We start from the raw sequence: 24,823 nt of genomic DNA, 5'->3' as shown, positions 1-24,823 counted from the left end.
CTTCAGGCACCAAAAAAGGCCGGGACGAACCCGGCCTTTTGCACTGCTTAAGCTGCGAAGCTTACTGCTTGATCGGCGCGTACTTGCCGTCATGCCACTGGTTGATGTCGTAGCTGGCGTTCTTCAGGTCGCCCTTTTTATCGAAAGTCACCTGGCCGACGACGGTGTCGATGGGCTGGCCGTTCTTCAATGCCTCGGCGACCTTCATCGGGTCGTCGCTGCCGGCACGCTTGATGCCCTCGGCGAATGCCTGGATCGTTGCGTATGAGAACAGCGTAAAGCCTTCCGGCACGAAGCCGCCGGCCTTGATCTTCTCGATCGCCGCCTTGGCTTCGGGTTTCGACTGCGGGTCCGACGGGAAGACGAACATGGTGCCTTCACCGGCCGGGCCGGCGATCTGCCAGAATTCCGGCGATGCGATGGAGTCCGGCATGATCAGCTGGAACTTGAAGTTCTGCTCGGCCGCCTGGCGCAGGATGAGGCCCGCTTCGGGGTGATAGCCGCCGAAATAGACGACATCGGCCTTCAGTTCTTTCATCTTGGTGACCAGGGCCGTGTAGTCCTTTTCACCGGCGTTGATGCCGTCATACATCACTTCGTTGAGGCCGCCGGCGTTCATGGTCGCCTTTACCGCATCGGCCACGCCCTGCCCGTAAGCGCTCTTGTCGTGCAGGATGACGACGTTCTTGCCCTTGTACTTCTCGGCGATCCAGGGGCCGATAAAGGCGCCCTGCGCGTCGTCGCGGGTGTAGAGGCGCATGATGGTCGGCCAGCCGTTCTTCGCCGCGTCGTCGGTCAGCAGCGGGTTGGACGATGCCGGCGTCATCATCAGCGCAGCGCTTTCGGCATAGACGGCCGAGGCCGGGATGCTCGAACCGGAGCAGGCATGGCCGTCGATGAACTTGATGCCGTTGGCGATGATGCGATTTGCCACCGACACCGCCTGCTTGGGATCGCAGACGTCGTCTTCGATGGCGATCTTGATCTGGCGGCCGTCAATGCCGCCCGCCTCGTTGATCGCAGCGGCAGCCGCTTCCGCGCCTTGGCGGAACTGGTCGCCGATGTTGGCGAGTTGGCCCGTCATCGGTCCGACGACGGCAAAGGTGATGTCGTCGGCGTGAGCCGGCGCTACCAGAAAAAGCCCGGAAAAAGCCGCGCCCAGAAGGGTTTTCCTGATCATATCTCTGTTCCTCCACGGCATCCGCGATGCCCGAAGCATCCTGATATCGCGGCAGGACGCGGATTGCCACATATGATGCGGTCTATCGCGCGGGGCCAGCCGAAAGAAACGGATAATCCAGCTGCAAGAAAGCCGCGCCGGTTGTTCCCACCGGTCGCGGCTTTTCCTGTCAGCTTCGTCCAGGCGTCCCCTTGCCTGTTTCGCGCCGTTGTCCCGGATGGCAGCTTTTGCCGCTCTGTTTTGCCGGGAACTCCCTGTTTAAGGTCGGTATTCCTGTCAGTGTGCGGTCATCCATTCGCGCGCTTCGCGCAGCGCCTTGGCGATTTCCAGCTTGGACATCGAGGCCGAGAGTTCGGCGCGGACTTCAGCCGCACGGTCCGATCCCTTGATGGCTGCGATGTTGAACCATTTGTGGGCGGCGACAACGTCGACGGCGCAATCGCGGCCGGTCGCATACATCATGCCGAGTTCGAAAAGAATGTCGGCCTGGGCCGAGCTACCGATGCCGCCGAAGCCGGCTTCCTGGATTTCAAAACGTGCCATTTCTTCGTCCCCTGTCTTGCTCCGAGAGCCGCTTCTTTCGTCCCGTTCGAGCTGCCCTTTCGATGCTTCCGAGAATGCCGCCGAGGCTTGAATCCGTCGTTAAATGGCGTGCTTAATTTGCCGCAAACAAAAATCAAACAAGAGGTAAACCTCGGATTTTATTAAGGATAGAGTCGCCGCTGCGGCGCGGATTCGGCGAAAAATCGTCGAAAATTTGGGCCTGGCAAAAGAACTGTTTGATAACCACGAAACCGGAAGCGGGCTCAAGAATTTGCGCCCCGTCTGAAAAACCAACGCAAAAAAAACCGCCCGAAAATCGCCGCAACCTGACGCTGCGTCATACTTTTGTTTTCCCCCGGACTGGATTAGCTTACGTTTGCGTAAGGGGAAGCGGCGGAAGGATCCGGGCCGGCAACCCTCGGAGGGAGGAACCGATGTTTCGCAAAATGAGCATGGCCGTTGCGGCGGCAACACTGATGACCGGCGCGGCGCTGGCGGCAGAGCCTATCGAAGGCACCTGGAAGCGCTCGAACGGCACACTGATCCAATATGCCGCAAGCGGGGGACAATTCTGCGGCACCGTTATGACCGGCGAATACAAGGGCAAGTCTATCGGCTGCATGGCCGGCTCCGGCGGCAGCTACAAGGGCAAGGTCAACAAACTCGATGAGGGCAAGACCTATTCGGGCAAAGCCTCCGTCAGTGGCAACACGCTCTCGCTCTCCGGCTGTGTGCTGGGCGGGATCATTTGCAAAAGCGAGAGTTTGGCCCGCCAATAATTAGTCGTGTCGCGCGCCGCGGCCACCGCGCTCATACGGTGGCCGCGAACACATGCTCTCAGGCTCTCGCACGCTGGCCGAACAGCACCTTCTGGGCTTCCTTGTCATTGGCGAGATTGGATTTCTCGCGCTCTTCCTTGCCCACCTCCATCGCCCTTTCGACGGCCGGCCGGGCCATGATCGCCTCGAACCAGCGCTTGAGATTGGGAAAGTCGTCGAGATCCTGGCCCTGGTTCTTGTAGGGCCTCACCCAGCCGATGCAGGCCATATCGGCAATCGAATAGTCGCCAGCCAAGAACTGCCGGTCCGCGAGGCGCTGGTTCATGACGCCATAGAGCCGGTTGCACTCGTTAGTGTAGCGGTCGATGGCGTAAGGGATCTTCTCCGGCGCATACTGGCGGAAATGATGCGCCTGTCCGGCCATCGGACCCAAGCCACCCATCTGCCAGAACAGCCATTGGTCGACCTCCACGCGGGCGCGCTCGTCCGCCGGATAGAATTGCCCGAACTTGCGGCCGAGATATTGAAGGATGGCGCCGGACTCGAAGACCGAGATCGGCTCGCCGCCCCCTTTTCCGTTGGAAGAAGGCCCCTCGGGATCCACGATCGCCGGCATGCGGTTATTGGGCGCGATCTTCAGGAATGACGGCTCGAACTGCTCGCCACGGCCGATGTTGACGAATTTCACCGTGTAGGGGATGCCGAGTTCCTCCAGCATGATGGTGATCTTCCAGCCGTTTGGCGTCGGCCAATAATGCAGTTCGATCGGCTTGGTCTGGGTGGCCATCGGGCATGCTCCTGTTTGAATTCCGGCGCAGATTGCCCGCCGGGGCCACCCGCGTCACGTCAAAGTTTTTGAACGCAGGATGAACGGCGGTCTCAGGGCCGGTTCAGCCCGCAACAGGCAAAGTGTGTCCATGAATTGAGGGATACACCGATGCTCGCTCGCCGCTTCACCATCGTCTGCCTGATTACGGCGCTGTTTGGACTGTTCTTTGCCCTTCTCGTCGCAGAGGCAGGGCGCTCCGACCGCCACCGTGGCATCGCCGCGCCTTGCGCATTCTCCTGCAGCACCCCGCGCGGATAACAACCCAACCCGTTCAACCCAAGGCCAACGTCTATGAACCGCTCGATCAACCCAGTTCTCAAAGTGCTTCGCCACCTGCCCCGCGCAGCAGCGATCATGCTGGTGTTGTGGAGCCCGCTGCTCGCGATCCAGGGTGTTCGCGCCGACAGCCGCGTCACGACGATCGAAGCGCCGGCGCCGAAGAAGAGCGGCATGGGTTTCGTGCTGCTTGTCAGCCTGCAGCGCGGCTGACGGCTGGGGTGTCGTCAGATTCTGGAATGGCCCCCCTCCCATGGGCTGACCCAAATCTCTATATTGGGTCATGGAAAAGCGAATCTACCCAGAACCCATAGAATCCGTTGCCAGTCCGGAGCCATTTGCCCGGCAAAGTTTCACTGACGCTGCCGAAGCGGTAGCCATGCTGCGCGTTCTCTACGAGCGCAACACAGCGTTCCTGCGCGACTCCTTCAAGAAACTCGCCGAGGGCGACCACAGCCCGCAACGCTTCCGCGCCTTCTATCCCGAAGTCAGCATGACGACGTCTTCCTTTGCGCAGATAGACTCCCGCCTCGCCTACGGACACATGCCCTCTCCCGGCCATTATTCGACAACGGTAACGCGGCCCGATCTCTTCGAAAGCTATCTTACCGACCAACTGCGGGTGATCATGCGCAACCACGGCGTACCGGTCACCATTTCGGAATCGGAAACGCCGATCCCGGTGCATTTTGCGTTCCTCGAAGGCACGCATGTCGACGCTTCGTCGGCGGACCGCATCCAGCGACCCCTGCGCGACATCTTCGACGTGCCCGACCTCAACGCAACCGACGACCACATCGCCAACGGAACGTTCGAGCCGATCCCCGGCGAGCCGCTGCCGCTGGCGCCGTTCACGGCGCAACGCATCGACTATTCGCTGCACCGGCTTTCGCACTACACGGCGACCAGCCCGCAGCACTTCCAGAATTTCGTACTGTTCACCAACTACCAATTCTACATCGACGAGTTCTGCGTGCATGCGCGCAACCTGATGGCCAATGGCGGCGGCGGTTATACGGCCTTCATCGAGCCGGGCAATTTGGTGACGCATGTCGGCGAAACGGCGCCGCAGGATGGCGCCTCGCCGCTGCGCATGCCGCAGATGCCGGCCTACCATCTGGTGAAGCCGGGGCACAGCGGCATCACCATGGTCAATATCGGCGTCGGTCCGTCCAACGCCAAGACGATCACTGACCACATCGCTGTGCTGAGGCCGCATGCCTGGCTGATGCTCGGCCACTGCGCCGGGCTGCGCAACACGCAGGCGCTCGGCGACTACGTCCTGGCGCATGCCTATGTGCGCGAGGATCACGTGCTTGACGACGACCTGCCGGTCTGGGTGCCTGTGCCGCCGCTCGCCGAAGTCCAGGTCGCGCTGGAGCAGGCGGTGGCGGAGGTGACCGGGCTTTCCGGCTACGACCTGAAGCGCATCATGCGAACCGGCACCGTGGCCACGATCGACAACCGCAACTGGGAGCTGCGCGAGCAGCGCGGCCCGGTGCAGCGCCTTTCGCAATCGCGCGCCATCGCGCTCGACATGGAATCGGCGACGATCGCGGCGAACGGCTTCCGCTTCCGGGTGCCTTACGGCACGCTGCTTTGCGTTTCCGACAAACCGCTGCATGGCGAGTTGAAGCTGCCGGGGATGGCGACCGAATTCTACAAGCGGCAGGTCGCTCAACATCTGACGATCGGCATCCGCGCCGTCGAAAAACTCGCGGAAATGCCGCCGGAACGGCTGCATTCACGCAAGCTCAGGAGTTTTTCGGAGACGGCGTTCCAGTAAGGGATTTGGTCTTCAGGGATTCACCAGCCGCAGTATCAGCTGCTCGATGTTGCCGCCCTTGCCCATTTCGACGCGGTCGAAATCGCGGCTTTTCTGCCGCTGGGCAAGCGACGCCGCCGAAAGCGGCTTTTTGATTTCTTCCCGGATCTTCTTGCATTTTGGATCATCGGGAACGGAAAATCCTACGGTGGCGCTTAAAATCGTCTCCACCATCTCCCTGATCTGATCGCCATGCACTTTTTCGTGGTCGCGAATGCCCGCGTAAAATGTCTCCCACTTCTTTGCTATCGGCTCCGGCAGGTGCTGGGACGGCTTGGGCAGCGTGTAAGTGATGATCAGCTTCGGCCGCGCCGAAACCAGCGTGCAACCGCCGTCTTGCGGTACATAGTCCCTGATCCAGGTCAGCTTGAAATCGGTATGCGCGACAGTGCGGACCTTGCCGCCAATCAGCGGTCCCCGCTCGCCGATCGAGGTGTAAAGCTCGATGCCGGTGGTTCCGGAAACGGCATAGGTCTTGACCTTTTCGACCGCCTGCCATTCCGCTGCCTGCGCGGCTGTGGGCAGCACCGCGAGACAGGCAGGCAAAGCCAGCAGCCAAAATCGACGCACCATTTTCACGCGAATCCCCGCAGCAGTTGGATATGCGCGCGCAAGATATGGGTGACGCGACGCACGGGCAATGCATCGCATCATTTCCCTCAAGCACCGCGGGCCGGACTACCTGCCCGCGAGGAACGGGATGAAGGCTCCAAGCACACCCTCGGGATTTTCCTCGGGCACGAAATGACCGGCCTTTACCTCGTCGCCGGTGACGGTTTTCGCCCAGGCCCGCCACAGGCCCATCGGATCACCGGTCTTTGCCGGGAAACCGTGGCTGGACCAGACGAAATGCAAAGGCGCCGCGATCTTGCGGCCGGCTTTGAAATCGGCGTCGTCCAACGCGCGATCGATGCTGGCGCCCGCCCGATAGTCCTCGCAGAAGGCGCGGATGCGGTCCGGCTCTGCATAAGCGCGCCGGTAGCTGTCGAGCGCGCCGGGGTCGAACGCCTCGAGCGAGCCGCTCTGCGACCAGGAGGCCAGCGTCCATTCCAGATAGGGCAGCACGGGATCGGCCGCGATCATCCGCTCCGGTAGCGGGTGCGGCTGCGCCAGGAAAGTCCAGTGATAGGCGCTCATCGCCATGCCGGCATCGAAGCGGTTCCACATTTCGGCGGTCGGCACCACTTCGAGAATGCCCAGTCGCTCGACATGTTCGGGCGTGTCGAGTGCAAGCCGGTAACCCACCCGCGCGCCACGATCATGCCCCAGCACGCTGAAACGCCGGTGACCAAGGCCGGCCATGATCGCCACGATATCGCTGGCCATCTCCCGTTTCGAATAGGTCCGGTGGTCCGCGGCCGGCTCGGGAATGGAACTTTCGCCATAACCGCGCAGGTCGGGCACGATGCAGCGGAAGTGCTTCGCCAGCGTCGGCGCGACGCGATGCCAGGCAGCATGGCTCTGCGGGTAGCCATGCAGCAGCACCAGCGGCGGCCCGTCGCCGCCAATGCGGCAGAACAGATCAGCGCCCTCACCCGCCAGCCTGCGGGTCTCAAACCCCGGGAACAAATCGGCGCCTGGCATCGGCTACCTCGCAGCTTTCCGAACAAAGATGACGTAGGATCACCGCATCATTTGACAACGATCTGTGAGGGGCTGAAATCGGCCAAAATCAAAAGTTCTTCTCAGCCAGCTTTTTTCAAGACATAAACAGGCCACATGATTTTTCGTATCATCCTTCCCTTCGCGACGCTGGCGATTGCCGCACTGCTGTCGCTGTCATTCCTGGCGCGGCTTCATCCAGCGTTCGATTCCATCGCGCATTTTCGTGGGCACCTGGCGGTGCTGCTGGGTTTCTTAGGCCTGCTTCTGCTGATGGTCGGGTACTGGAAGGAGGGAATCGTAGGGCTGGTGTTTGCGGCCGCAGCCTTTTCGTCGACCTTAGGCTCGTTTTCATTTCCTGGCATGACCAAGGTACATGCCGCACTCGCGCCGAAAGACGAAAACCGGGCGGTCTACCGGCTGCTGCAGATGAACCTGCGCTTCGACAACCAGAATCCGGGAATGGTGTTGTCGCTGGTCGGCCGTACGCAACCCGACGTGATAACCTTCCAGGAAGTCTCGGGAAAATGGATCCCTTCGCTCGACCGGCTGTCGGCGACCTACCCTTACCGCGTCATCTGCCAGGGCACGACGCGGATCGGCGGCGTCGCCGTCCTTTCGCGCCGCCCCTTCGCCGAAGGCGTTGCCGGGCGCTGCTTTGGCCGCGGCAGGCTTGCCATCGCGCCGGTCAACTTCGGCGGGCAGGTAGCGGATGTGGCCGCACTGCATCTCGGCTGGCCCTGGCCTTATTGGCAATGGGCCGAGGTCGACGACGTTTCGGGAGTTCTCGGCACGTTGAACGACAATGCAATCCTCGCCGGCGATTTCAACGCAGTCGGCTGGAGTGTCACAGCAAACCGCGTCGCGGCTGCCGGCGGGCTGACGCCAGTACCGTCGATTGGGCCGACGTGGCTGCACCGCAAGCTTCCAAACGCACTGCGGCCATGGATCGGCCTGCCCATCGACCATGTGATGGTAAGGGGCAATGTGATTGTCCATTCGGCGAAAACGCAGGCCTATGCCGGCTCGGACCATCTGCCGGTGCTGGTGGAATTTTCCCTGCAGCCCAATTCGCGGGTTCCGGATGAAGCGGCGCCAACCGAAACGGTCTCGCTTTCACCGCAGGCCGCACCTGGGGGCTGAGGCCAAATTGAAGCAGATAGAGTGGCTTGCGCGCTCCAACGGCGGATCGGCTAGTCTTTTAGACGGGCGATCAGGCGTTCGACATTGCCGCCGTCGCCATGCTCCTTGGTGTCGAAAAGGATCTGGCGCCTTTCATATTTGGCATAGATCGCGCTGACACGTTTCTTGACCTCGGCCTGCGCCTTGCGGCAGCCCCTGTCGTTGGCAATGGCCAGGCCCGACACTGAACGCTCGGCAGTCGTGACCATTTCCCGGGCGAGGCTGCCGTGCCATTCCTCATGTTTGCGGACACCGCTCATGAAGCTGGCCCAACGTTTGCGCATCGCCGGCGACATCCCACCCTTCACTTGCGGGTAAGTGTAGGTGATCGAAAGCAGTGCATCGGCACTCTTGACCCGGCACGCGCCATCCTTTTCCGCCCAGGTAACGTTCCATCCAACCGTGTATTTGGTCTGGGCGATGGCGCGGGTCAGCAGGCCGTGCTTCGGGCCATGACGCTCCATGGCGTCAAGCAGCGTCGCGCCTGACTTGCCGCTGATCTGATAGCTTGCTTTCGTGACGGTGACCTTGACCCCGGCCGAGGCGCCACCGGTGAGGCCGGCGAGCAAGGCCGCTGTCAGTATGCCGGTCCAGGCGATGGAGCGCATCTTATGATCTCCCGCTTCCCGAAACACAGCACATCCACGGCCGTGTTTCAATATCAGGATATGGTCCGCGACCCCGAGGTCTCAAAAAAGCAACCTAGGGACTAAAATCCGTACGGCTAGAGGACCGGAGATCGCGCCTACATACTCGTATAGACGGGTCCCTCGCCGCCCTGCGGCGGTACCCAGTTGATGTTCTGGTTGGGGTCCTTGATGTCGCAGGTCTTGCAGTGCACGCAGTTCTGCGCGTTGATGACGAACCGGGCGTCTTCATGGCCGGGGTCGCCCGCGATCGAATTGCCGTCCGCGTCCACCCATTCATAGACGCCGGCCGGGCAATAGCGCGACGACGGACCGGCGAAGATTTCGTATTCCGAGCGCTTCTGCAGATCCATATCCTTGACCTGAAGATGGACCGGCTGGTCCTCCTCATGGTTGGTATTGGACAGGAACACCGACGACAGCCGGTCGAAGGTGAGCACGCCATCGGGCTTGGGATAGGCGATCTTCTGGTGCTTTGCCGCCGGCTCCAGTGACGCGGCGTCCGTCTTGCCATGGCCCATGGTGCCGAACAGCGAGAAGCCGAACAGCGTATTCGTCCACATGTCGAAGCCGCCGGCGCCAACGCCGATGATGGTGCCGAAGCGCGACCACAGCGGCTTGACGTTGCGGACTTTCTTCAGATCCTTGCCGATGTCGGAATCGCGCCAGCCGCTCTCGTAACCTTCGAGTTCGTCATTGGCGCGGCCGGCTGCAATCGCCGCCGCTGCGTGCTCTGCCGCCTGCATGCCGGACAGGACCGCATTGTGCGACCCCTTGATGCGGGGAACGTTGACCAGGCCGGCAGAGCAGCCAATCAGTACCCCGCCGGGGAAGGAAAGCCTGGGCACCGACTGATAGCCGCCCTCGGTGATGGCGCGTGCGCCATAGGAAAGCCGCTTGGCGCCTTCGAACGTGCCACGGATCGAGGGATGCGTCTTGAAGCGCTGGAATTCCTCGAACGGTGCCAGATAGGGGTTCTTGTAGTTGAGGTGGATGACGAAGCCGACCGCCACCATGTTGTCCTCGAGGTGGTACAGGAAGGACCCACCGCCGGTCTTCATGTCGAGCGGCCAGCCGAACGAATGCTGGACCAGACCGGGCTTGTGGTTTTCCGGCTTCACCTGCCAGAGCTCCTTCAGGCCGATGCCGTATTTGCCGGGCTCGCGGCCTTCGGAGAGATTGAATTTGGCGATCAGTTGCTTGGCGAGCGAACCGCGCGCGCCCTCGCCGATCAGCACATATTTGCCGAGCAACGCCATGCCGGGAGCGAAGGCGGGGCCATGCGAGCCGTCACGCTCGACGCCCATGTCGCCGGTGACCACGCCGGTGACCGCGCCCTGGTCGTTGTAGAGCAGGCTTGCGGCAGCAAAACCCGGATAGATCTCGACGCCCAGAGCCTCGGCCTTGGCGGCCAGCCAGCGGCAAACGTTGCCCAGCGAGACGATGTAGTTGCCGTGGTTGTTCATCAGCGGCGGCATCATGAAGTTCGGCAAGCGGAAGGCCCCCGACTTCGACAGCACCATGAAGCGGTCGTCGGTGACCGGGGTCTTGAACGGATGATCGCTTTCGGACCGCCATTCGGGCAGCAGGCGGTCGATGCCGATAGGGTCGACCACCGCGCCGGAGAGGATGTGGGCGCCGACCTCGCCGCCCTTTTCGAGGACCACGACCGAGAGTTCCGGATTGATCTGCTTGAGCCGGATCGCCGCCGACAGGCCCGCTGGACCCGCTCCGACGATCACCACGTCGAATTCCATGCTTTCGCGTTCGATCTCGCTCATCAGGTCCTCCGCAGATTGCCCGCTTTTCACAGGCACTTACCCCTTGCAACCGCTCATAGCGCATCCGTTCGCGACGCGAAACCATCACACAAGCGGCGGGTCATTCGGTCGCGAGCTCAACGTCCCCGGAAAAGTAAATTACGTAAACGTAAACGTCAATATTCAGAAGGCGGTGGAAAATTGCGTTGACCTCGTCCCCTATCCTTTTCCAGTTTGCGAAAATCCGGTTCTCGGTCATAGTCGCGCGATGCGGCACCGCCTCTTGGGTCGAGTATCGGCATTCAGCGTCGTGGGAGCAGTTGCGCTGCTTCTGGCGACTTCCGGAGCTGGCGCCGATTCCGAGACCGATGGCCCCCGCATACTCGAAGCCGGCGCCTATTCCTTTTCCGACGAGTTGGGCGGCTTCCACCTCACCTCCGCCAGTGGCTCGGGAACACGGGACGACCCGGTCGTGATCACGCAGGAGCTGAATTCTTCAAGCCCGGTGACCCTTGTCATCCGCGCGATCCGCCCCATCCGGCCGTTCAGTAACTCGGAGGAAGTCGTCAACGGCTTCCTTTATCTGCGCAGTGAAATACTCAACAACAGCGGACAGGCCTGGATCGAATTCGAGTTCGAATTGCAGGAGTTGCTGCAAAAGCCGAGCGTGTTCGGCGATGGCCTGTCCTTCGATCAACGGCAGTCCAACACCCCTAGCATCAAGTCCGACAGTTTCGCCGAATTCAGCCGCGATTTCGAACCCTACGATCGCCTGCTCTTCCAGAATGGCCGGTTGGACCCGCTGAAAACCGGCTCGTTTTCGTTTCTGGTGACCGACTTCACGCCGCGGCCCAAATTCTTTCTGGTGCTAGACCCGCGCATTCCGTCGTCCTGAAACTTGCGTTCAAGCCGGCAATCTGCGAACCCGGTGGCAGCGAGAAGAACCTTGATCCAGGCAAAAGAACCACCACCCGACCTTGGCGACCTGCTGCGTTTCTACGCGGATGCGGGCGTCGACGAGGCGTTGGACGAGATCGCGCCGAACCGCTTCCAGGCAAACGCCACGAAGAATGTTCCGGCCCCGGCGGTGGAGCGCATTGCAAGCCCGGCCGCCGATTCGACGCCGCGGGCCGAGGAGGGGTTTCGCGATGAACGTTATGCCGCGGCGCCCGATGCTCCCGCGAGCGGCAGGCCGCAGGTTGCCGCCGTTCCCGACGGCGCGCAGGCAGCCCTTGCCCGGGAAGCCGCCAACCGGGCCGGGTCGCTTGCCGAACTCAAGGAAGCGATGGCTGCCTTCGACGGCTGCAACCTGAAATTCACCGCCAAGAACCTGGTTTTCGCGGACGGCAATCCGGAAGCCGACCTGATGCTGGTTGGCGAGGCACCCGGACGTGACGAGGACCTTGAAGGGCTTCCGTTCGTCGGGCGTTCGGGACAATTGCTCGACCGCATGCTCGCCGCGATCGGCTACGACCGCAGTTCGGTCTACATCGCCAACGTCATCCCGTGGCGGCCACCGGGCAACCGCGACCCCTCCCCCATGGAGACGGAAATCTGCCGCCCCTTCATCGAGCGGCAGATCGAACTCGCCAATCCCAAGGTGATGATTACGCTCGGCAACCCGTCGTCGAAGCTGCTGTTGAAGACGCAGACGGGCATCATGCGCCTGCGCGGCAACTGGGGAACGTACCGGACGCAGTCGGGCGCCGAGATCGCCACCATGCCGACATTCCACCCGGCCTATCTCTTGCGCAATCCCGCACACAAGAAACTCGCCTGGCGCGATTTCCTGGAGGTGAAGGCGAAGCTGAAGGGCCTCGCCTGAGCCGGCTACAGCGCGTCGCGCCGAATGGAATTCGGCGGCCATGCCGTAGTTTGTTGCTTGTGCATGTCGTTTCCCCCGAAACCGAGGACACTTTCGGGCGACATGCATTAGCCTGCCGGCCTGCGGAAGATGCGGCTGGTCACCGTTCCCTTGGCGATCAACGCTCCCTCGCAATCACGCACCGATACATCGGTGACGGTTTGGCTTCGCGTGCGATGGGCCACAACCGCCTCGGCGGCGATGTCACGGCCTTCGGCCGGCGCGAGGTAGGCCACGTTGAGATGGGTGGTTGCACCGCCCACCGTGTCGTCTCCGGCAATGCCCGAGGCCGAAGCGGCTGCGCCCGCGACGTCGATCAGCGTGGCGATGGCGCCGCCATGGACAATGTTGCCCACGGTGGCGAGGTCGGTCCGGAACGGGAGGCGCAGCGTCACCCGCTCGGGCTCGGCATCGACCACTTCGATGCCGAGCGGTTTGGCGAAAGGCGACTTTATGAGAATCTCGTCGATCCAGTAGCGAGCTGCCTTTTGCATCTGCCTTCTCCTTGCGCCATGCGTTCCGCGGTCAGGCGGCCGCCGCTGCGCGGCGCATGCCGACGAACTGCAACTCGGCAAACAGCGCGACCGTGATCGCCTGTGCGGCGACAAACAGGATCCCGAGCAGGTTCGGCGACACCGCACCGCTCACGAGAAGCGCGAAGCTGCCGATAACCCAGAGCGCGTTGATCGCGATGATGTCGATCATGACCAGCCGCGAAACGGTTTGCCGTCGAGCGATGACAACGAGCATCGCGACGAAGGGCACCAGCGCCAGCCCGGCCCAGAAGAGCAGCGGTGCCGGCAGTTCGAGGAAAGGGGAAAGAATGTTCGCGCCACCCATCATCAGCAGGCCGGCGACGCCGCTGACCAGTGCGTCGGCATTGATGGCATTGCGAAGGAATGGGGTAATCGTGACAGACATGATCGTCTCCTGTTGGGCGCCGTTCGTTCGGTTCGGCGGTTTCGACGATCGGGAAGATGCCAGCGGTTTTTCGGCCTGACGATTACGCGTGAGGTAATAGGATCGAAATCGCGGTTCGGTTACGGTCCAATCATGAACACGACAACCGACATGCCGATTGGCAACCTCATCCGTGAGTGGCGCACCAAGCGCCGCATGAGCCAGCTCGATCTCGCCAGCGAGGCGGAGATTTCCCAGCGTCACCTGAGTTTCGTCGAAAGCGGGCGCTCCGCCCCTTCACGCGAGATGGTGCTGCACCTGGCCGAAATGCTGCAGATTCCGCTGCGCGAGCGCAACCACATGCTGCTTGCAGCCGGTTTCGCGCCTGCCTTCGGCGAACGTCCGATCACCGATCCGACGCTGTCGGCGGCGCTCGATGCCGTCAATCTGGTGCTGAAGGGGCACGAGCCAAACCCGGCGATCGCTGTCGACCGGCACTGGAACCTGATCTCGGGAAACAATGCGATGCGGCCCTTCCTGGCCGCGGTGACCGAGCCGTCGCTGCTGACGCCGCCGGTCAATGTCTATCGCCTAAGCCTGCACCCCAAAGGGCTGGCGCCGATGATCGCCAATCTCAACGAATGGCGCTCGCATCTGATCGACCGCTTGCGGCGCCAGAACGACGCCGTCGCCGACCCCGTGCTGATCGAGCTCGAGAAGGAGGTGTCGGCATATCCGGGTGCGGCGCGCGGCGGGCCGGCGATCATCCACAAGGATCAAGCGGCGATCGCCGTGCCGCTCAGGATCAGGATCGGCAGCGACATCCTGTCGTTCATCTCGACGATCACCGTGTTCGGCACGCCACTCGACGTCACCCTGTCTGAACTTGCGGTGGAATCGTTCTTTCCCGCAGACCAGCGCACAGCCGAGATGCTGCGCGCCATGGCCGCGACCAACCCGGCGCAGCAGACTTCCTGACGGCTACAGCGCCGCGCGTCATTTCAGGCGTACAATGGTTGCTGTTTGAAGGTCATCCGTCAGCGCAGGCCCGGACGTTTCCCCTTGGCGCGGATGATGCGAGCAAGCCGCAGGCGCGCGCCGTCGACCGGGAAAGGCTGCACCAGCGCTGCTGCAACCTCCATCGGCGGGTTCGCCACGATCGGCGTCTTCAGCGCAATACCGTCCTCGACCAGCAGGATGCTGTGGTAGAAAGAGGCGCCGTTGGCGGCCTTCGGCGGCTCGAGTTCGTGCATGACGCTGATAACGGTGATGCCGGGGCAATTGTCCTTGATGGCCTGGTGGAAGGCGATCTTCGCATCCAGGTCGAGCGCACCGGTCGCCTCGTCGAGAAACAGGATGCCGGGCTGGTGCAGCAGGATGCGGGCAAGCATCAGCTTCTGCTTCTGACCGCCCGAGAGAACCTGATCCCAAGTCTTGCCCTCGCGATCTTCTGCCGCGAGATATTCGATGAAGTCGCCCAACCCGGCTTTGTGGAGCATGGCCGCAACGCGTGCGTCGGCATGGGCCTCGTCGCCATCAGGCAGGCAGACCAGCCGCTTCAGCGAAACCTGCTGCAGCTTTACGTCCTGCGCGGCATAGTAGGAGCGCACGCCTTCCGGGAACACGATGTCGCCCTGGCCATAGGGCCACAGGCCGTTGATTGCCTTGATGAGGCTGGTCTTGCCGCTGCCGGACTCGCCCTTGATGAGGGTCCATTCGCCACGGCGGAAGCGGATGTTGCCAGCGCTCAGGAAGGGCTGTGCATCTTCGCCCTGATGCATCAGTTCGAGGCGCTTGACGGTGAGGCCGAACACCGGATGCTGGGCGTCATAGCGGAAATCGGACCGGCCGCTCAGCCGGTAGAATTCCTGCGGCTGCTGCACGTTCTCGATGGCAATGGCGAGGTCCGTGATACGCCGGGCATTGGCTTTCAGCGTGGCGATCGACGGCATCACCTGGATGAACCAGGAACATTGGCTGATCAGCGAATTGACCAGTTCGGCGCCGGTTACATAGCGCTTGAGGTCGATCTGTTCGTGCATGTAGGGCAGCAGGCCGGGGCCATAGGCGACAATCCGCGCCGCGACGAAATTGTAGATCGTCTCGAACGACATGTAGCCGGCATTGATCCAGTTGAGGCGCCCCCAGGTGCGATCGATGCCGACGTAAAGCCGATCGTGCATTTCCTTCTGGACGTTTTCGCCACCAGCGGCGGCGACATGAAAGCTGCGGCGCAACAGGGTGGTCAGTTCGGCGCGATAGCTGCCTTCGGCCTGCTGGATGGCGATGGTCAGCCTTTCCAGGATGCCGCCGAGCTTCATGGCGATAAGCGTGTTTGCCGGCACGTAAAGCGCCACTGCCGCGAAGGCGAGTACCGCGCCGCCATAGTCGCCGAGAAACTCCAGCCCGGCCACCGAGGTCGAGGTCTCGATCAGCTTCTGGCCAACGAAATACAACGACGTCGCGACGCCGAGCACGCCCATGGCCAGGCCGATGGCGCCGCCCGTCATCTGCTTGATGGAATCCTGGACGCGCTGGTCGATGTTGTCCGGCGCTTCGGCAATCAGGCCGTCCTTGCCCCTTGCAGCGTGCTGCACGTGGAAATGCGTGTGGTTGCCGTCAAGCAGCGCCTTGTTGAAGCGGCTGTTCAGCCAGGCGCGCCATTTGCGGTGCAATGTCGAGGAGAACAGATGGCGGACGCCGACGAAGGCGACATCCTTGATCATCACCAGAAGAACCAGCATGCCCGCGTTTGTCAGCAGCGTCGCCAGCGGCGACATGTTGAGCGGGTTGTGGAAGAAGGCAATCGAATTGACGAGTTCGCCCGAGGCCTCGGCGATCCAGACGCTGGCTTTGCTGGCGACCGCCGTCAGAAGGGCAATGATGATGGTCAGAGCCCAAGCTTCCTTCCAGCGCTCTGAGAACCAGTAGGCCCGCATCAGACCCCAGAACCCGCGCATCGAGGAAACCGGCGTCAGTGGAGGGGGGCGCGAACCGCCATTCCACCACTTGTCGACGGAAGATGGTAGAGGCCTCGCGGCCAGTACCCGAATCACAACGAATCCCACCTTGCGTTTTTTTGTTACATAAGAGTAACACAAATTGATCTTTTGCAAATTGCTTTATGCCTACCGCTTCCGAAGGTGGCGGAATTGCTGGGTTTTTTGTCAACCCGGCTAACCTTGTGGCGGGGTCACCTTTCTGGCGGCGCCTCGTTTGAGGCCCAACTGGCGCTCGCGCCAGATGATGAAAATACCTGCCGCGACGACGATTGCGCCGCCGACCAGCATGTGCACGGTCGGCACGTCGCCGAAGGCCAGATAACCGACGACGATGCCCAGGATCATCGAGGTGTATTCGAACGGCGCAACCGTCGAGGCCTCGGCATGGCGATAGGCTTCCGTCATCAGGATCTGCGCGACGCCGCCGCAAAAACCCGCGGCTATGAGGAACGCGGCCTGCTCGGCTGTGAGTGCCTGCCAGCCGAACGGCAGGGTCATCAGGCCCACCACGCTGGCGGTAAGCGAGAACCATAGTACGATGGTCGCCGTCTTTTCTGTTCGTACGAGGTTGCGGACCAGAAGCAGCGCCACAGCCGAAATGCCGGCCGCCACAAGGGCCGCGGCGACGCCGACCGCTTCCTGATTGCTTATGCCGCCCGGCGAATCCAGAAGCGTAAGCTTCGGCCAGGAGATGATGAAAACACCGAGCAAGCCGACGATGACCGCGCTCCAGCGGTAGAAACGGATCTTTTCCCCCAGGAACAGCGCGCTGAAAACCACCACCAGCAGCGGCTGCGCATAGTTGAGGGTGATCGCTTCCGGCAGCGGCAGCCTAGTCAGCGCAAAGAAGCCCAGCATCATCGACGAAACGCCGACCACGCCGCGTGCAATGTGGTTCAACGGCCGGTTGGTGACGAGAGCGGTGCGCAGTTCACGCTGGTATGCGAGGAAGGCCAGGATGGGGAGAATGGCAAAGAAAGACCGGAAGAAAACGATCTGTCCGGCGGGAAGCTGGCCCGACGCCTTGATGAAGGAAGACATGCCGACGAAGATCGCCACCGACAGGATTTTCAGGCCTATGCCGATCAGCGGGCTTCTGGTGTCTACCTCTTCCGTCGCCGCCGGCTCGTCTTTTTGTTCATTCATCTTTTAGCGGGCATTTTTAGCGGGCATCTTTCAGCGGGGGCAGGTCACCGTCGCCGGCTGGCGAAGGCCTGAGGAGAAATACCTAGGACACGTCAGCCCGAAGTTCCGGCAGCCTGAATGGCGTTCCAGATCCGGTCGGGTGTCGCCGGCATATCGATATGACCTATTCCATAGGCGCGATAGAGCGCGTGGGTGATGGCGTTCAGCGTTGACGGCGTGGCGCCGATCGTGCCGGCCTCGCCCGCTCCCTTCATGCCCAGCGCATTGGTGGTCGAGGGCACGTTGCGCGTTTCGAAATGCAAGAAGGGCACGGTGTCGGCGCGCGGCATGCTGTAATCCATGAAGCTTGCAGTCAGCAGCTGGCCATCGTCGGAATAAACGGTATTCTCGGTCAGCGCCTGGCCGATGCCCTGCACGACGCCGCCATGCACCTGTCCGGCCAAAAGGATCGGATTCACGGTGACGCCGAAATCGTCGACGATGGTGTAGGCGACGACATCGGTATGCCCGGTTTCGGGGTCGATCTCGACTTCACAGATGTGGGTGCCGTTCGGGTAGGTGTTTTCATCCTGAACGAATTCGCCGAAGCCCTTGATGTCTTCCGGCTTTTTGGCCGCTCTGGCGATCTCGGAAAAACCAATCGAACGGTCGGTGCCGACGATGCGGGCAACTCCGTCGACCAGTTCTATGTCGGCAGCCGACGCTTCGAGTTCGTCGGCCGCGATCTTCTTGATCTTTTCTGCAAGATCCTCGCCGGCGCGAGCCGCCGACACGCCGCCAAGCGGGATCGAACGCGAGCCGCCGGTGCCGCCACCGCTGGCGAGACGGTCGGTATCGCCCTGGTGCATGTGGACGCGGGAAATATCGATGTTGAGCTTTTCAGCGACGAACTGCGCATAGGCGGTCGCATGCCCCTGCCCGTTCGACTGCGTGCCGATCAAAAGCGTCACCGAACCATCGGTGTTGAGTTCGACATGCGCGGGTTCGGAGCCCGCGAAAGCGCACGCCTCGATATAGGTCGCCATGCCGATGCCGCGGATCTTGCCGGCGGCCTTCGATTTCCGCAGCCGCTCGTCGAAGCTTTTCCAACCTGATCGCTCGATGGCCTGGTTCATGTGCCCCTCGAACTCGCCGACGTCGTAAAGACGGTCGGTCTGGGTGCGATAGGGAAACTGCTCCGGCCGGATGAAGTTGCGGCGGCGCAGCGCGTCGGGCGTCATGCCGAGATCGCGTGCGCAGGCATCGACCAGCTTTTCCAGCAGGAACGCCGCCTCGGGCCGCCCCGCGCCGCGATAGGCGTCTACGGGGCAGGTGTTGGTGTAGACGCCCACGATCGACACATCGAGCGCCTGGATATCGTAGACGCCGGTCGACATTGAGGCGCCGACATAGGGGATGAACGGGCCGTACTGCGAGATATAGGCGCCGAGATTGGCGATCAGCGCGACCCGCAGGCCGAGAAAGCGGCCCTCCGAATCCATCGCCATCTCGGCGGTCACCACGTTGTCGCGGCCTTGCGCGTCGGTCAGGAAATGCTCGGTGCGGTCGCCCGCCCACTTGACCGGCTTGCCCAGGCGTTTCGCCGCCTCCAGCACCAGAGCGTGTTCGCGGTAGACAAAGCTTTTCGGGCCGAAGCCGCCGCCGACATCGGGCGTAATGACGCGCAGCTTCTTGGCATCGATGCCGAACACGCCGGCAAGGATGTACTGCATGGAATGCACGCCCTGCGAACCCGTGGTCAGCACGAAACGGTCCTCGTCGTCGCGCCATTCGCCGATCGCCGATCGCGGCTCGATGTAGTTGCAGACCAGCCGGTTGTTGATGAACTCGATGCGCGTGACGCTTTTGGCCATGGCAAAGGCGGCGGCGGTCTTGGCCTGGTTGCCCATCGCATAGGTGAACGCCCTGTTGGAACCGAGATCCGGCCAGACCAGCGGGGCGTCGGGATCGAGAGCGCGCGCGGTTGCGGCAACGGCGTCTTCGCCGTCATAGTCGACCTCGATGAGTTCGGCGGCGTCCTGGGCCAGCGCCCGGCTGTCTGCGACCACGAAGGCGACCGCGTCGCCGACATAGTTGACGCGGTCGCGGCACAGGATCGGGATGTCGCGGGTCGGCGCCCGCGTGCCGTCGGGCTGGCGCTGCATCACGCCGGATTTCAGCGCCTTGAGATGGGCTACGTCGGCCCCGGTCAGCACGAGATGCACACCAGGTGCTGCGCGCGCCGCCTCGACCGAACCGACCGATAACCTCGCCTTGGCGACAGGCGAGCGCAGCACATAGCCGTGCAGCGTGCCCGCCGGCGAGATGTCGTCGGTGTAGCGGCCCTTGCCGGTGATGAAGGCTTCGTCCTCAAGACGCAGGACGGATGCGCCCATCCCGAATTTCGGTGTGACGATGGTCATGGCTGCTCCGCGGGATTGTTTGGGCGAGACACATATGCCCTCCTCCAGTTTTGTCGAGAGGTCAGGGTCTGTAAAGCTCAGTTTCCCGTTTTTGTTGTGCCAGTCCGCAATGACGGCTAAACCGCCACAGCTTTGAAGCGACAGGGGAAGCGTTCGATATGCGTTCAGATACCGGCCAGATCTTCCGGCTCGAGGACTACCGCGCAAGCGACTACCTCATTCCGCAGACGCAACTTACCTTTCAGCTGTCGCCGGAAAATACGCTCGTTGTCGCCGAACTGACCATAGAACGGCGCGACGGCGTCGCAAAGAACGCGCCGCTGGTTCTCGACGGGGACGAGCTGACGCTGAAATCCATACGGATCGACGGCGCGCCGCTCTCCCCATCGCAATACGAGGCGACACCGGACAAGCTCACCATCCGCAAGCCGCCGGCCGCGAAAAAGTTCGTTGTTTCGATGGAGACGGAACTCAACCCGTCGAAGAACGAAAAGCTGATGGGACTCTACCGTTCCAGCAACGTCTACTGCACGCAATGCGAAGCGGAGGGTTTTCGCCGCATCACCTACTTCCTCGACCGTCCGGATATACTGTCGGTCTATACGGTGCGGATCGAAGCGGAGCGCAGCGAAGCGCCGCTGCTGCTTGCCAACGGCAATCCGGGTGAGACGGGCGATCTTGCGAACGGCCGCCACTATGCGGTCTGGGAAGACCCCTTCCCCAAGCCGTCCTATCTCTTTGCGCTGGTTGCCGGCGACCTCGGCCGCGTCGGCGATGTCTTTGTGACGGAGTCCGGCCGCACGGTCGAACTCGGCATTTATGTCGAGCATGGCAAGGAGGCGCGCGCCGCTTACGCGATGGACGCGCTGAAGCGCTCGATGAAGTGGGACGAGGAGAAATTCGGCCGCGAATACGATCTCGACGTCTTCAACATTGTCGCGGTGTCCGACTTCAACATGGGCGCCATGGAGAACAAGGGGCTGAACCTCTTCAACGACAAATATGTCCTGGCCGACGACGAGACCGCGACCGACGCCGACTTCGCCAATATCGAGGCGATTATCGCGCATGAGTACTTCCACAATTGGACAGGCAATAGAATCACTTGCCGCGACTGGTTCCAGCTTTGCCTGAAGGAAGGGCTGACCGTCTTCCGCGATCACGAGTTTTCCGCCGACCAGCGCTCGCGCGCGGTGAAGCGCATTGCAGAGGTACGGACGCTGAAGGCGCATCAGTTTCCGGAGGATCAGGGGCCCCTGGCTCATCCGGTGCGGCCGCGTCGCTACCGCGAGATCAACAATTTCTACACGGCCACCGTCTACGAAAAGGGCTCCGAAGTGGTGCGCATGATCCGCACCATTCTTGGCGAGGAAAGCTTCCGCGCCGGCATGGATCTTTATTTCGAACGGCATGACGGCGATGCCGCGACGATCGAGGATTTTCTCAGGGTTTTCGAGGATGTTTCGGGCCGCGACCTTTCGCAGTTCGCGCTGTGGTACCATCAGGCGGGAACGCCCAACCTCAGCGTCGCCTCGTCGTACAATGCGACGGCGGCCGAGTTCACGCTGGAGATCGAACAGTCGGTGCCGCCGACGCCGTCGGAGAGCCGCAAGCGGCTGATGCACATCCCCGTCGCTTTCGGCCTTGTCGGTCCGGATGGCAAGGACATCGCCTACAGCCGCGTCGAGGGTGCTACGGTGGAGGGCGACATCATCCATGTCAGGAAACGCCGCCACTCGGTTCGTTTCTCTGGCGTTTCGTCCCGCCCGGCGGTTTCACTCAACCGCGGCTTCTCGGCGCCCATCACGCTCGCCATCGAGCAGAAGCCGGAGGGCCACTACTTCCTGGCGCGACACGACAGCGACCTGTTCTCGCGATGGCAGTCGCTGAACACGCTTTTGACCGATGAGTTGATTACCGCCTTCCGCAAGTGCCGCGGCGGCAAGGCCACCAACTACCCGGCCGAACTCTCCGCATTGGCATGCGACATCGCCGCCGACGAGGAGCTGGAACCGGCTTATCGCGCATTGGCGCTGACCTTGCCGGGAGAGGCCGACGTCGCGCGCGAAATCGGCACGAACATCGATCCTGATTGCATCTTCGAAGCGCGTGAGGCGCTGACGCGCTCGATCGCCCTGGCGAATGAAAGCCGCTTCGGCGATCTTTTCCGCAGGCTGCACAACAAGGGCGAGTTCAGCCCGGATGCCGCCAGCGCCGGGCGCCGGGCGTTGCGCAACGTGCTTCTGGATTACCTCTCGGTCGCATCCGGCGATCCGACTTTCGCCGAAAAGGAATTCGCCGGCGCGACCAACATGACCGACCGTGCTGCGGCGCTGACTATCCTGGCGCACCGCTTTCCCGGCTCGCCGCAAGCACTGTCGGCATTGGCGGCCTTCGAAAAGCGCTTCCGCTCGGATGCGCTCGTGCTCGACAAATGGTTCCAGATCCAGGCCACGGTGCCGGGGAAAAACGCCGTCGTCACCGTTGGCGCGCTGATGGAACACCCGGCTTTCTCGCTCACCAACCCGAACCGGGTTCGTGCGCTGGTGGGCACCTTCGCGACCGCCAACCAGACGGGTTTCCACCGTGCCGATGGCGCGGGCTACAGCCTTTTCGCCGACACTGTTCTGGCGGTGGAGAAGCGCAATCCGCAAATCGCCGCCAGGCTGGCGACCGCGTTGCGGTCATGGCGTTCGCTCGAGCCGGTACGCCAGGCCAAGGCGCGGGAGACGCTGCTGTCCATCGCCGCCGCGGACAACCTCTCGGCCGACCTGCGCGACATCGTCGAACGCACCCTGGCTTAAATCGGCTTGTAAGGCCCCAAGGCCGCAGCCGACCGGCAGTACCTGTGTCAGTAGAGTTGAGACACCTGCTGCAGACGCCACTTGAAAAATCCGTAACGCAACCCAAGTCGGAGCGGTCGGGTCTTTCAATGGTGCCGGCAGGCGGCTCGTAAGGCCCGGCTTGCGGCGTCGTGAATTCATCTCCTAGAGATACGTCTTTTCGAAGGGGCTATTGCGATGAACGATGCGGCGCAGGCGAATGTCTTCTCGCGGACACGCGACATGGTTCCGCTTGCAATTTCGGTACGCGGGCTCGTCAAGCATTTCGGCGATGTCAAGGCGGTGGACGGGATCGATCTCGACGTGCCGCGCGGCATGATCTTCGCCATGTTGGGGCCGAACGGCGCCGGCAAGACGACACTGATCCGCGTTCTCGCGACGCTGCTCTCACCCGACGCGGGCACCGCAACAATCATGGACCACGATCTTGCGGCGGAGCCACAGGCCGTGCGCGGATCGATTGCCATGACCGGGCAGTTCGCCTCCTTGGACGAGGACCTGACCGGACGCGAGAACCTCGTGATGTTGGCGCGGCTCTGGGGCTTCGCCGGCCGGCGCGCAAAGGAACGCGCCGACGAACTGCTGGCCGCTTTCGATCTTTCCGAAGCTGCGGGCAAACAGGTCAAGTCCTATTCCGGCGGCATGCGGCGCAAGCTGGACATCGCCGCCTCCCTGATCGTGACGCCGGGCGTCCTCTTCCTCGATGAGCCGACCACGGGCCTCGACCCGAAGGCGCGGCAAGGCGTTTGGCGGATGATCAGGCAGTTGGCGCAATCGGGCGTCACCATCCTGCTTACGACGCAATATCTGGAAGAAGCCGACCAGCTTGCGGCCCGCATCGCCGTTATCGACCACGGCCGCAAGATCGCGGAGGGCACGAGCCACGAGTTAAAGTCGACCATCGGCTCAGGCTTCCTGCATGTCGCTCTCGCCGATCCCGCGCGGCTCGACGAGGCAGAGGCGCTACTCGAGGCGCGGCTTCGCAATACCGTGCAGCGCAGCGCCGAAGGCGCCCGGCTTTCCATCATCGCCGGCACGCCGAAGGCCGCCAACGAAGCGCTGGCGGCGCTGATTTCCGCCGGCATCGAGTTGGCCGACTTCTCGATGGGGTCGCCCAGCCTCGACGAAGTGTTTTTCGCGCTTACCGGCCAGCCGCTGGAAGACGAAGCGGAGGAGGAACATCCATGAGCGACATCAGCCCGGCAACACTTTCGAACGTCGCCCGTCCGCCCCGCCCTTCGGCTTTTTCCAACGCACTGGTGTTCGGCTGGCGGGCGATCCTGAAATTCAAGCATGTGCCGGAGCAGCTCTTCGACCTCGTCATGACGCCGCTCATGTTCACACTGCTGTTCACCTTCGTGTTCGGCGGTGCGCTGGCCGGTTCGACGGGCGAATATCTGCAATTTTTCCTGCCGGGTATCTTGGTGCAGACCGTGGTCTTCAACTCGGTCTATTCAGGCATGGGGTTGAGCACGGATCTCAGCAAGGGCCTGTTCGAGCGTTTCCGCTCTCTGCCCATCTGGTCGCTTTCGCCCTTTGCCGGCCTCATGGTGGGCGACGTCCTGCGCCACGTCATCGCCGGGTTGATCATCCTCGGCGTCGGCCTGGTCCTCGGCTACCGGCCGGAGGCGGGCTTCATCGGGGTCGTCGCCTCGTTCCTGCTCCTGATCGTCATCGGCTTCGGCGTCGGCTGGATATTCATCGTGCTCGGCCTCCTCATCAGCACGCCGATGACGGTGATGACGATCGGCTTCACCTTCATCTTCCCCCTGGTCTTTGCCTCGAACATCATGGTGCAGCCGGAAACGATGCCCGACTGGCTGGAAGCATTCGTCGTGCGCAATCCGGTCTCGCACATGACGACGGCGCTGCGTGGCCTGATGGCGGGTACGGCGACCGGTGGCGACGTGCTGCTTGCGCTGGTGGCTCCGGCGGTCCTGACGCTGGTGCTGGCGCCGGTGACGCTTTGGCTATACCGGCGGAATTGACACCCGAGGGCGACTTCCCGGCCTCGGAAACATGTCCAGCGCAATAAAAATCGCG

General features: G+C 62.3%; 23 protein-coding genes. 11 read left to right on the top strand and 12 right to left on the bottom strand.

Annotated elements, in window-relative coordinates:
• Positions 1-61 precede the first annotated feature (61 nt).
• Positions 62-1,180 (bottom strand): ABC transporter substrate-binding protein, encoded by a 1,119-nt coding sequence (locus tag F3H98_RS15155; RefSeq protein ID WP_149760975.1) that lies wholly within the window; start codon positions 1,178-1,180, stop codon positions 62-64.
• A 276-nt stretch (positions 1,181-1,456) separates the two neighbouring features.
• A complete protein-coding gene (locus F3H98_RS15150) occupies positions 1,457-1,723 on the bottom strand; it encodes an SEL1-like repeat protein (protein ID WP_149760974.1) in 267 nt (88 codons plus the stop codon).
• 434 nt (positions 1,724-2,157) lie between these two features.
• Here F3H98_RS15150 and F3H98_RS15145 point away from each other — a divergent pair, with 434 nt between their 5' ends.
• Positions 2,158-2,502: a DUF2147 domain-containing protein gene (locus F3H98_RS15145; RefSeq protein ID WP_149760973.1), complete on the top strand. Its 345-nt coding sequence runs from the start codon at positions 2,158-2,160 to the stop codon at positions 2,500-2,502.
• A 58-nt stretch (positions 2,503-2,560) separates the two neighbouring features.
• On the opposite strand, the gene F3H98_RS15140 is transcribed toward F3H98_RS15145, so the two are convergent.
• Complete coding sequence (locus F3H98_RS15140) at positions 2,561-3,289, bottom strand: glutathione S-transferase family protein (RefSeq protein ID WP_149760972.1); 729 nt, start codon at positions 3,287-3,289, stop codon at positions 2,561-2,563.
• 150 nt (positions 3,290-3,439) lie between these two features.
• Here F3H98_RS15140 and F3H98_RS31095 point away from each other — a divergent pair, with 150 nt between their 5' ends.
• The 3 genes from F3H98_RS31095 to F3H98_RS15130 all read left to right on the top strand — a co-directional run bounded on the left by F3H98_RS31095 (position 3,440) and on the right by F3H98_RS15130 (position 5,393).
• On the top strand, positions 3,440-3,589 hold the full coding sequence (locus F3H98_RS31095; protein ID WP_188130433.1) for a hypothetical protein: 150 nt from the start codon (positions 3,440-3,442) through the stop codon (positions 3,587-3,589).
• 33 nt (positions 3,590-3,622) lie between these two features.
• The gene (locus tag F3H98_RS15135) at positions 3,623-3,820 is read left to right on the top strand and encodes a hypothetical protein (protein WP_149760971.1); all 198 of its coding nucleotides are present in this window, start codon (positions 3,623-3,625) and stop codon (positions 3,818-3,820) included.
• A gap of 70 nt (positions 3,821-3,890) precedes the next feature.
• The gene (locus tag F3H98_RS15130) at positions 3,891-5,393 is read left to right on the top strand and encodes an AMP nucleosidase (protein ID WP_149760970.1); all 1,503 of its coding nucleotides are present in this window, start codon (positions 3,891-3,893) and stop codon (positions 5,391-5,393) included.
• A 12-nt stretch (positions 5,394-5,405) separates the two neighbouring features.
• Here the strand turns inward: F3H98_RS15130 and F3H98_RS15125 are convergent, their stop codons facing one another.
• Together F3H98_RS15125 and F3H98_RS15120 are read right to left on the bottom strand one after the other, a co-directional pair.
• A complete protein-coding gene (locus F3H98_RS15125) occupies positions 5,406-6,005 on the bottom strand; it encodes a DUF922 domain-containing Zn-dependent protease (protein WP_149760969.1) in 600 nt (199 codons plus the stop codon).
• A 105-nt stretch (positions 6,006-6,110) separates the two neighbouring features.
• Positions 6,111-7,016, bottom strand: a complete 906-nt coding sequence (locus F3H98_RS15120) for an alpha/beta fold hydrolase (RefSeq protein WP_149760968.1) — start codon at positions 7,014-7,016, stop codon at positions 6,111-6,113.
• A gap of 135 nt (positions 7,017-7,151) precedes the next feature.
• Here F3H98_RS15120 and F3H98_RS15115 point away from each other — a divergent pair, with 135 nt between their 5' ends.
• Positions 7,152-8,177, top strand: a complete 1,026-nt coding sequence (locus F3H98_RS15115; RefSeq protein WP_149760967.1) for an endonuclease/exonuclease/phosphatase family protein — start codon at positions 7,152-7,154, stop codon at positions 8,175-8,177.
• A gap of 50 nt (positions 8,178-8,227) precedes the next feature.
• Here the strand turns inward: F3H98_RS15115 and F3H98_RS15110 are convergent, their stop codons facing one another.
• A complete protein-coding gene (locus F3H98_RS15110; RefSeq protein ID WP_149760966.1) occupies positions 8,228-8,824 on the bottom strand; it encodes a DUF922 domain-containing protein in 597 nt (198 codons plus the stop codon).
• Positions 8,825-8,961: 137 nt separating this feature from the next.
• Positions 8,962-10,644: an electron transfer flavoprotein-ubiquinone oxidoreductase gene (locus F3H98_RS15105; protein WP_149760965.1), complete on the bottom strand. Its 1,683-nt coding sequence runs from the start codon at positions 10,642-10,644 to the stop codon at positions 8,962-8,964.
• A gap of 247 nt (positions 10,645-10,891) precedes the next feature.
• Here F3H98_RS15105 and F3H98_RS15100 point away from each other — a divergent pair, with 247 nt between their 5' ends.
• Positions 10,892-11,518 (top strand): hypothetical protein, encoded by a 627-nt coding sequence (locus F3H98_RS15100; RefSeq protein WP_244621739.1) that lies wholly within the window; start codon positions 10,892-10,894, stop codon positions 11,516-11,518.
• A gap of 54 nt (positions 11,519-11,572) precedes the next feature.
• On the top strand, positions 11,573-12,448 hold the full coding sequence (locus F3H98_RS15095; RefSeq protein WP_425294849.1) for a uracil-DNA glycosylase: 876 nt from the start codon (positions 11,573-11,575) through the stop codon (positions 12,446-12,448).
• Between the two features lie 107 nt (positions 12,449-12,555).
• On the opposite strand, the gene F3H98_RS15090 is transcribed toward F3H98_RS15095, so the two are convergent.
• Positions 12,556-12,981 (bottom strand): PaaI family thioesterase, encoded by a 426-nt coding sequence (locus F3H98_RS15090; protein ID WP_149760963.1) that lies wholly within the window; start codon positions 12,979-12,981, stop codon positions 12,556-12,558.
• Positions 12,982-13,012: 31 nt separating this feature from the next.
• Positions 13,013-13,408, bottom strand: coding sequence for a hypothetical protein (locus F3H98_RS15085; RefSeq protein WP_149760962.1), 396 nt, complete (start codon positions 13,406-13,408; stop codon positions 13,013-13,015).
• Between the two features lie 132 nt (positions 13,409-13,540).
• Here F3H98_RS15085 and F3H98_RS15080 point away from each other — a divergent pair, with 132 nt between their 5' ends.
• Positions 13,541-14,365 (top strand): helix-turn-helix domain-containing protein, encoded by an 825-nt coding sequence (locus F3H98_RS15080; protein ID WP_149760961.1) that lies wholly within the window; start codon positions 13,541-13,543, stop codon positions 14,363-14,365.
• A 59-nt stretch (positions 14,366-14,424) separates the two neighbouring features.
• Here the strand turns inward: F3H98_RS15080 and F3H98_RS15075 are convergent, their stop codons facing one another.
• The 3 genes from F3H98_RS15075 to F3H98_RS15065 all read right to left on the bottom strand — a co-directional run bounded on the left by F3H98_RS15075 (position 14,425) and on the right by F3H98_RS15065 (position 19,937).
• Positions 14,425-16,347, bottom strand: coding sequence for an ABC transporter ATP-binding protein/permease (locus F3H98_RS15075; protein WP_149760960.1), 1,923 nt, complete (start codon positions 16,345-16,347; stop codon positions 14,425-14,427).
• Between the two features lie 216 nt (positions 16,348-16,563).
• A complete protein-coding gene (locus F3H98_RS15070) occupies positions 16,564-17,535 on the bottom strand; it encodes a DMT family transporter (RefSeq protein ID WP_149760959.1) in 972 nt (323 codons plus the stop codon).
• 92 nt (positions 17,536-17,627) lie between these two features.
• Positions 17,628-19,937, bottom strand: a complete 2,310-nt coding sequence (locus F3H98_RS15065) for a xanthine dehydrogenase family protein molybdopterin-binding subunit (protein ID WP_149760958.1) — start codon at positions 19,935-19,937, stop codon at positions 17,628-17,630.
• A gap of 158 nt (positions 19,938-20,095) precedes the next feature.
• Here F3H98_RS15065 and pepN point away from each other — a divergent pair, with 158 nt between their 5' ends.
• The 3 genes from pepN (at position 20,096) to F3H98_RS15050 (ending at position 24,768) form a co-directional block, all read left to right on the top strand.
• Positions 20,096-22,741, top strand: coding sequence for an aminopeptidase N (gene pepN, locus F3H98_RS15060; protein ID WP_149760957.1), 2,646 nt, complete (start codon positions 20,096-20,098; stop codon positions 22,739-22,741).
• Between the two features lie 216 nt (positions 22,742-22,957).
• Positions 22,958-23,968, top strand: a complete 1,011-nt coding sequence (locus tag F3H98_RS15055) for an ATP-binding cassette domain-containing protein (protein WP_149760956.1) — start codon at positions 22,958-22,960, stop codon at positions 23,966-23,968.
• Entirely contained in the window at positions 23,965-24,768 is an 804-nt protein-coding gene (locus tag F3H98_RS15050; protein ID WP_149760955.1) for an ABC transporter permease, read from the top strand. Before F3H98_RS15055 ends, F3H98_RS15050 begins: the two co-directional genes overlap by 4 nt.
• Positions 24,769-24,823: the final 55 nt, after the last annotated feature.

Source organism: Neomesorhizobium albiziae (assembly GCF_900114255.1).
In the GTDB taxonomy this organism is placed as follows: domain Bacteria; phylum Pseudomonadota; class Alphaproteobacteria; order Rhizobiales; family Rhizobiaceae; genus Neomesorhizobium; species Neomesorhizobium albiziae.
This window is presented reverse-complemented; position numbering and strand designations above follow the sequence as displayed.

Excerpts from the sequence above, each read along its gene's own strand:
- F3H98_RS15155 (WP_149760975.1), bottom strand. The coding sequence starts at position 1,180 with ATGATCAGGAAAACCCTTCTGGGCGCGGCTTTTTCCGGGCTTTTTCTG.
- F3H98_RS15150 (WP_149760974.1), bottom strand. The coding sequence starts at position 1,723 with ATGGCACGTTTTGAAATCCAGGAAGCCGGCTTCGGCGGCATCGGTAGC.
- F3H98_RS15145 (WP_149760973.1), top strand. The coding sequence starts at position 2,158 with ATGTTTCGCAAAATGAGCATGGCCGTTGCGGCGGCAACACTGATGACC.
- F3H98_RS15140 (WP_149760972.1), bottom strand. The coding sequence starts at position 3,289 with ATGGCCACCCAGACCAAGCCGATCGAACTGCATTATTGGCCGACGCCA.
- F3H98_RS31095 (WP_188130433.1), top strand. The coding sequence starts at position 3,440 with ATGCTCGCTCGCCGCTTCACCATCGTCTGCCTGATTACGGCGCTGTTT.
- F3H98_RS15135 (WP_149760971.1), top strand. The coding sequence starts at position 3,623 with ATGAACCGCTCGATCAACCCAGTTCTCAAAGTGCTTCGCCACCTGCCC.
- F3H98_RS15130 (WP_149760970.1), top strand. The coding sequence starts at position 3,891 with ATGGAAAAGCGAATCTACCCAGAACCCATAGAATCCGTTGCCAGTCCG.
- F3H98_RS15125 (WP_149760969.1), bottom strand. The coding sequence starts at position 6,005 with ATGGTGCGTCGATTTTGGCTGCTGGCTTTGCCTGCCTGTCTCGCGGTG.
- F3H98_RS15120 (WP_149760968.1), bottom strand. The coding sequence starts at position 7,016 with ATGCCAGGCGCCGATTTGTTCCCGGGGTTTGAGACCCGCAGGCTGGCG.
- F3H98_RS15115 (WP_149760967.1), top strand. The coding sequence starts at position 7,152 with ATGATTTTTCGTATCATCCTTCCCTTCGCGACGCTGGCGATTGCCGCA.
- F3H98_RS15110 (WP_149760966.1), bottom strand. The coding sequence starts at position 8,824 with ATGCGCTCCATCGCCTGGACCGGCATACTGACAGCGGCCTTGCTCGCC.
- F3H98_RS15105 (WP_149760965.1), bottom strand. The coding sequence starts at position 10,644 with ATGAGCGAGATCGAACGCGAAAGCATGGAATTCGACGTGGTGATCGTC.
- F3H98_RS15100 (WP_244621739.1), top strand. The coding sequence starts at position 10,892 with ATGCGGCACCGCCTCTTGGGTCGAGTATCGGCATTCAGCGTCGTGGGA.
- F3H98_RS15090 (WP_149760963.1), bottom strand. The coding sequence starts at position 12,981 with ATGCAAAAGGCAGCTCGCTACTGGATCGACGAGATTCTCATAAAGTCG.
- F3H98_RS15085 (WP_149760962.1), bottom strand. The coding sequence starts at position 13,408 with ATGTCTGTCACGATTACCCCATTCCTTCGCAATGCCATCAATGCCGAC.
- F3H98_RS15080 (WP_149760961.1), top strand. The coding sequence starts at position 13,541 with ATGAACACGACAACCGACATGCCGATTGGCAACCTCATCCGTGAGTGG.
- F3H98_RS15075 (WP_149760960.1), bottom strand. The coding sequence starts at position 16,347 with ATGCGCGGGTTCTGGGGTCTGATGCGGGCCTACTGGTTCTCAGAGCGC.
- F3H98_RS15070 (WP_149760959.1), bottom strand. The coding sequence starts at position 17,535 with ATGAATGAACAAAAAGACGAGCCGGCGGCGACGGAAGAGGTAGACACC.
- F3H98_RS15065 (WP_149760958.1), bottom strand. The coding sequence starts at position 19,937 with ATGACCATCGTCACACCGAAATTCGGGATGGGCGCATCCGTCCTGCGT.
- pepN (WP_149760957.1), top strand. The coding sequence starts at position 20,096 with ATGCGTTCAGATACCGGCCAGATCTTCCGGCTCGAGGACTACCGCGCA.
- F3H98_RS15055 (WP_149760956.1), top strand. The coding sequence starts at position 22,958 with ATGAACGATGCGGCGCAGGCGAATGTCTTCTCGCGGACACGCGACATG.
- F3H98_RS15050 (WP_149760955.1), top strand. The coding sequence starts at position 23,965 with ATGAGCGACATCAGCCCGGCAACACTTTCGAACGTCGCCCGTCCGCCC.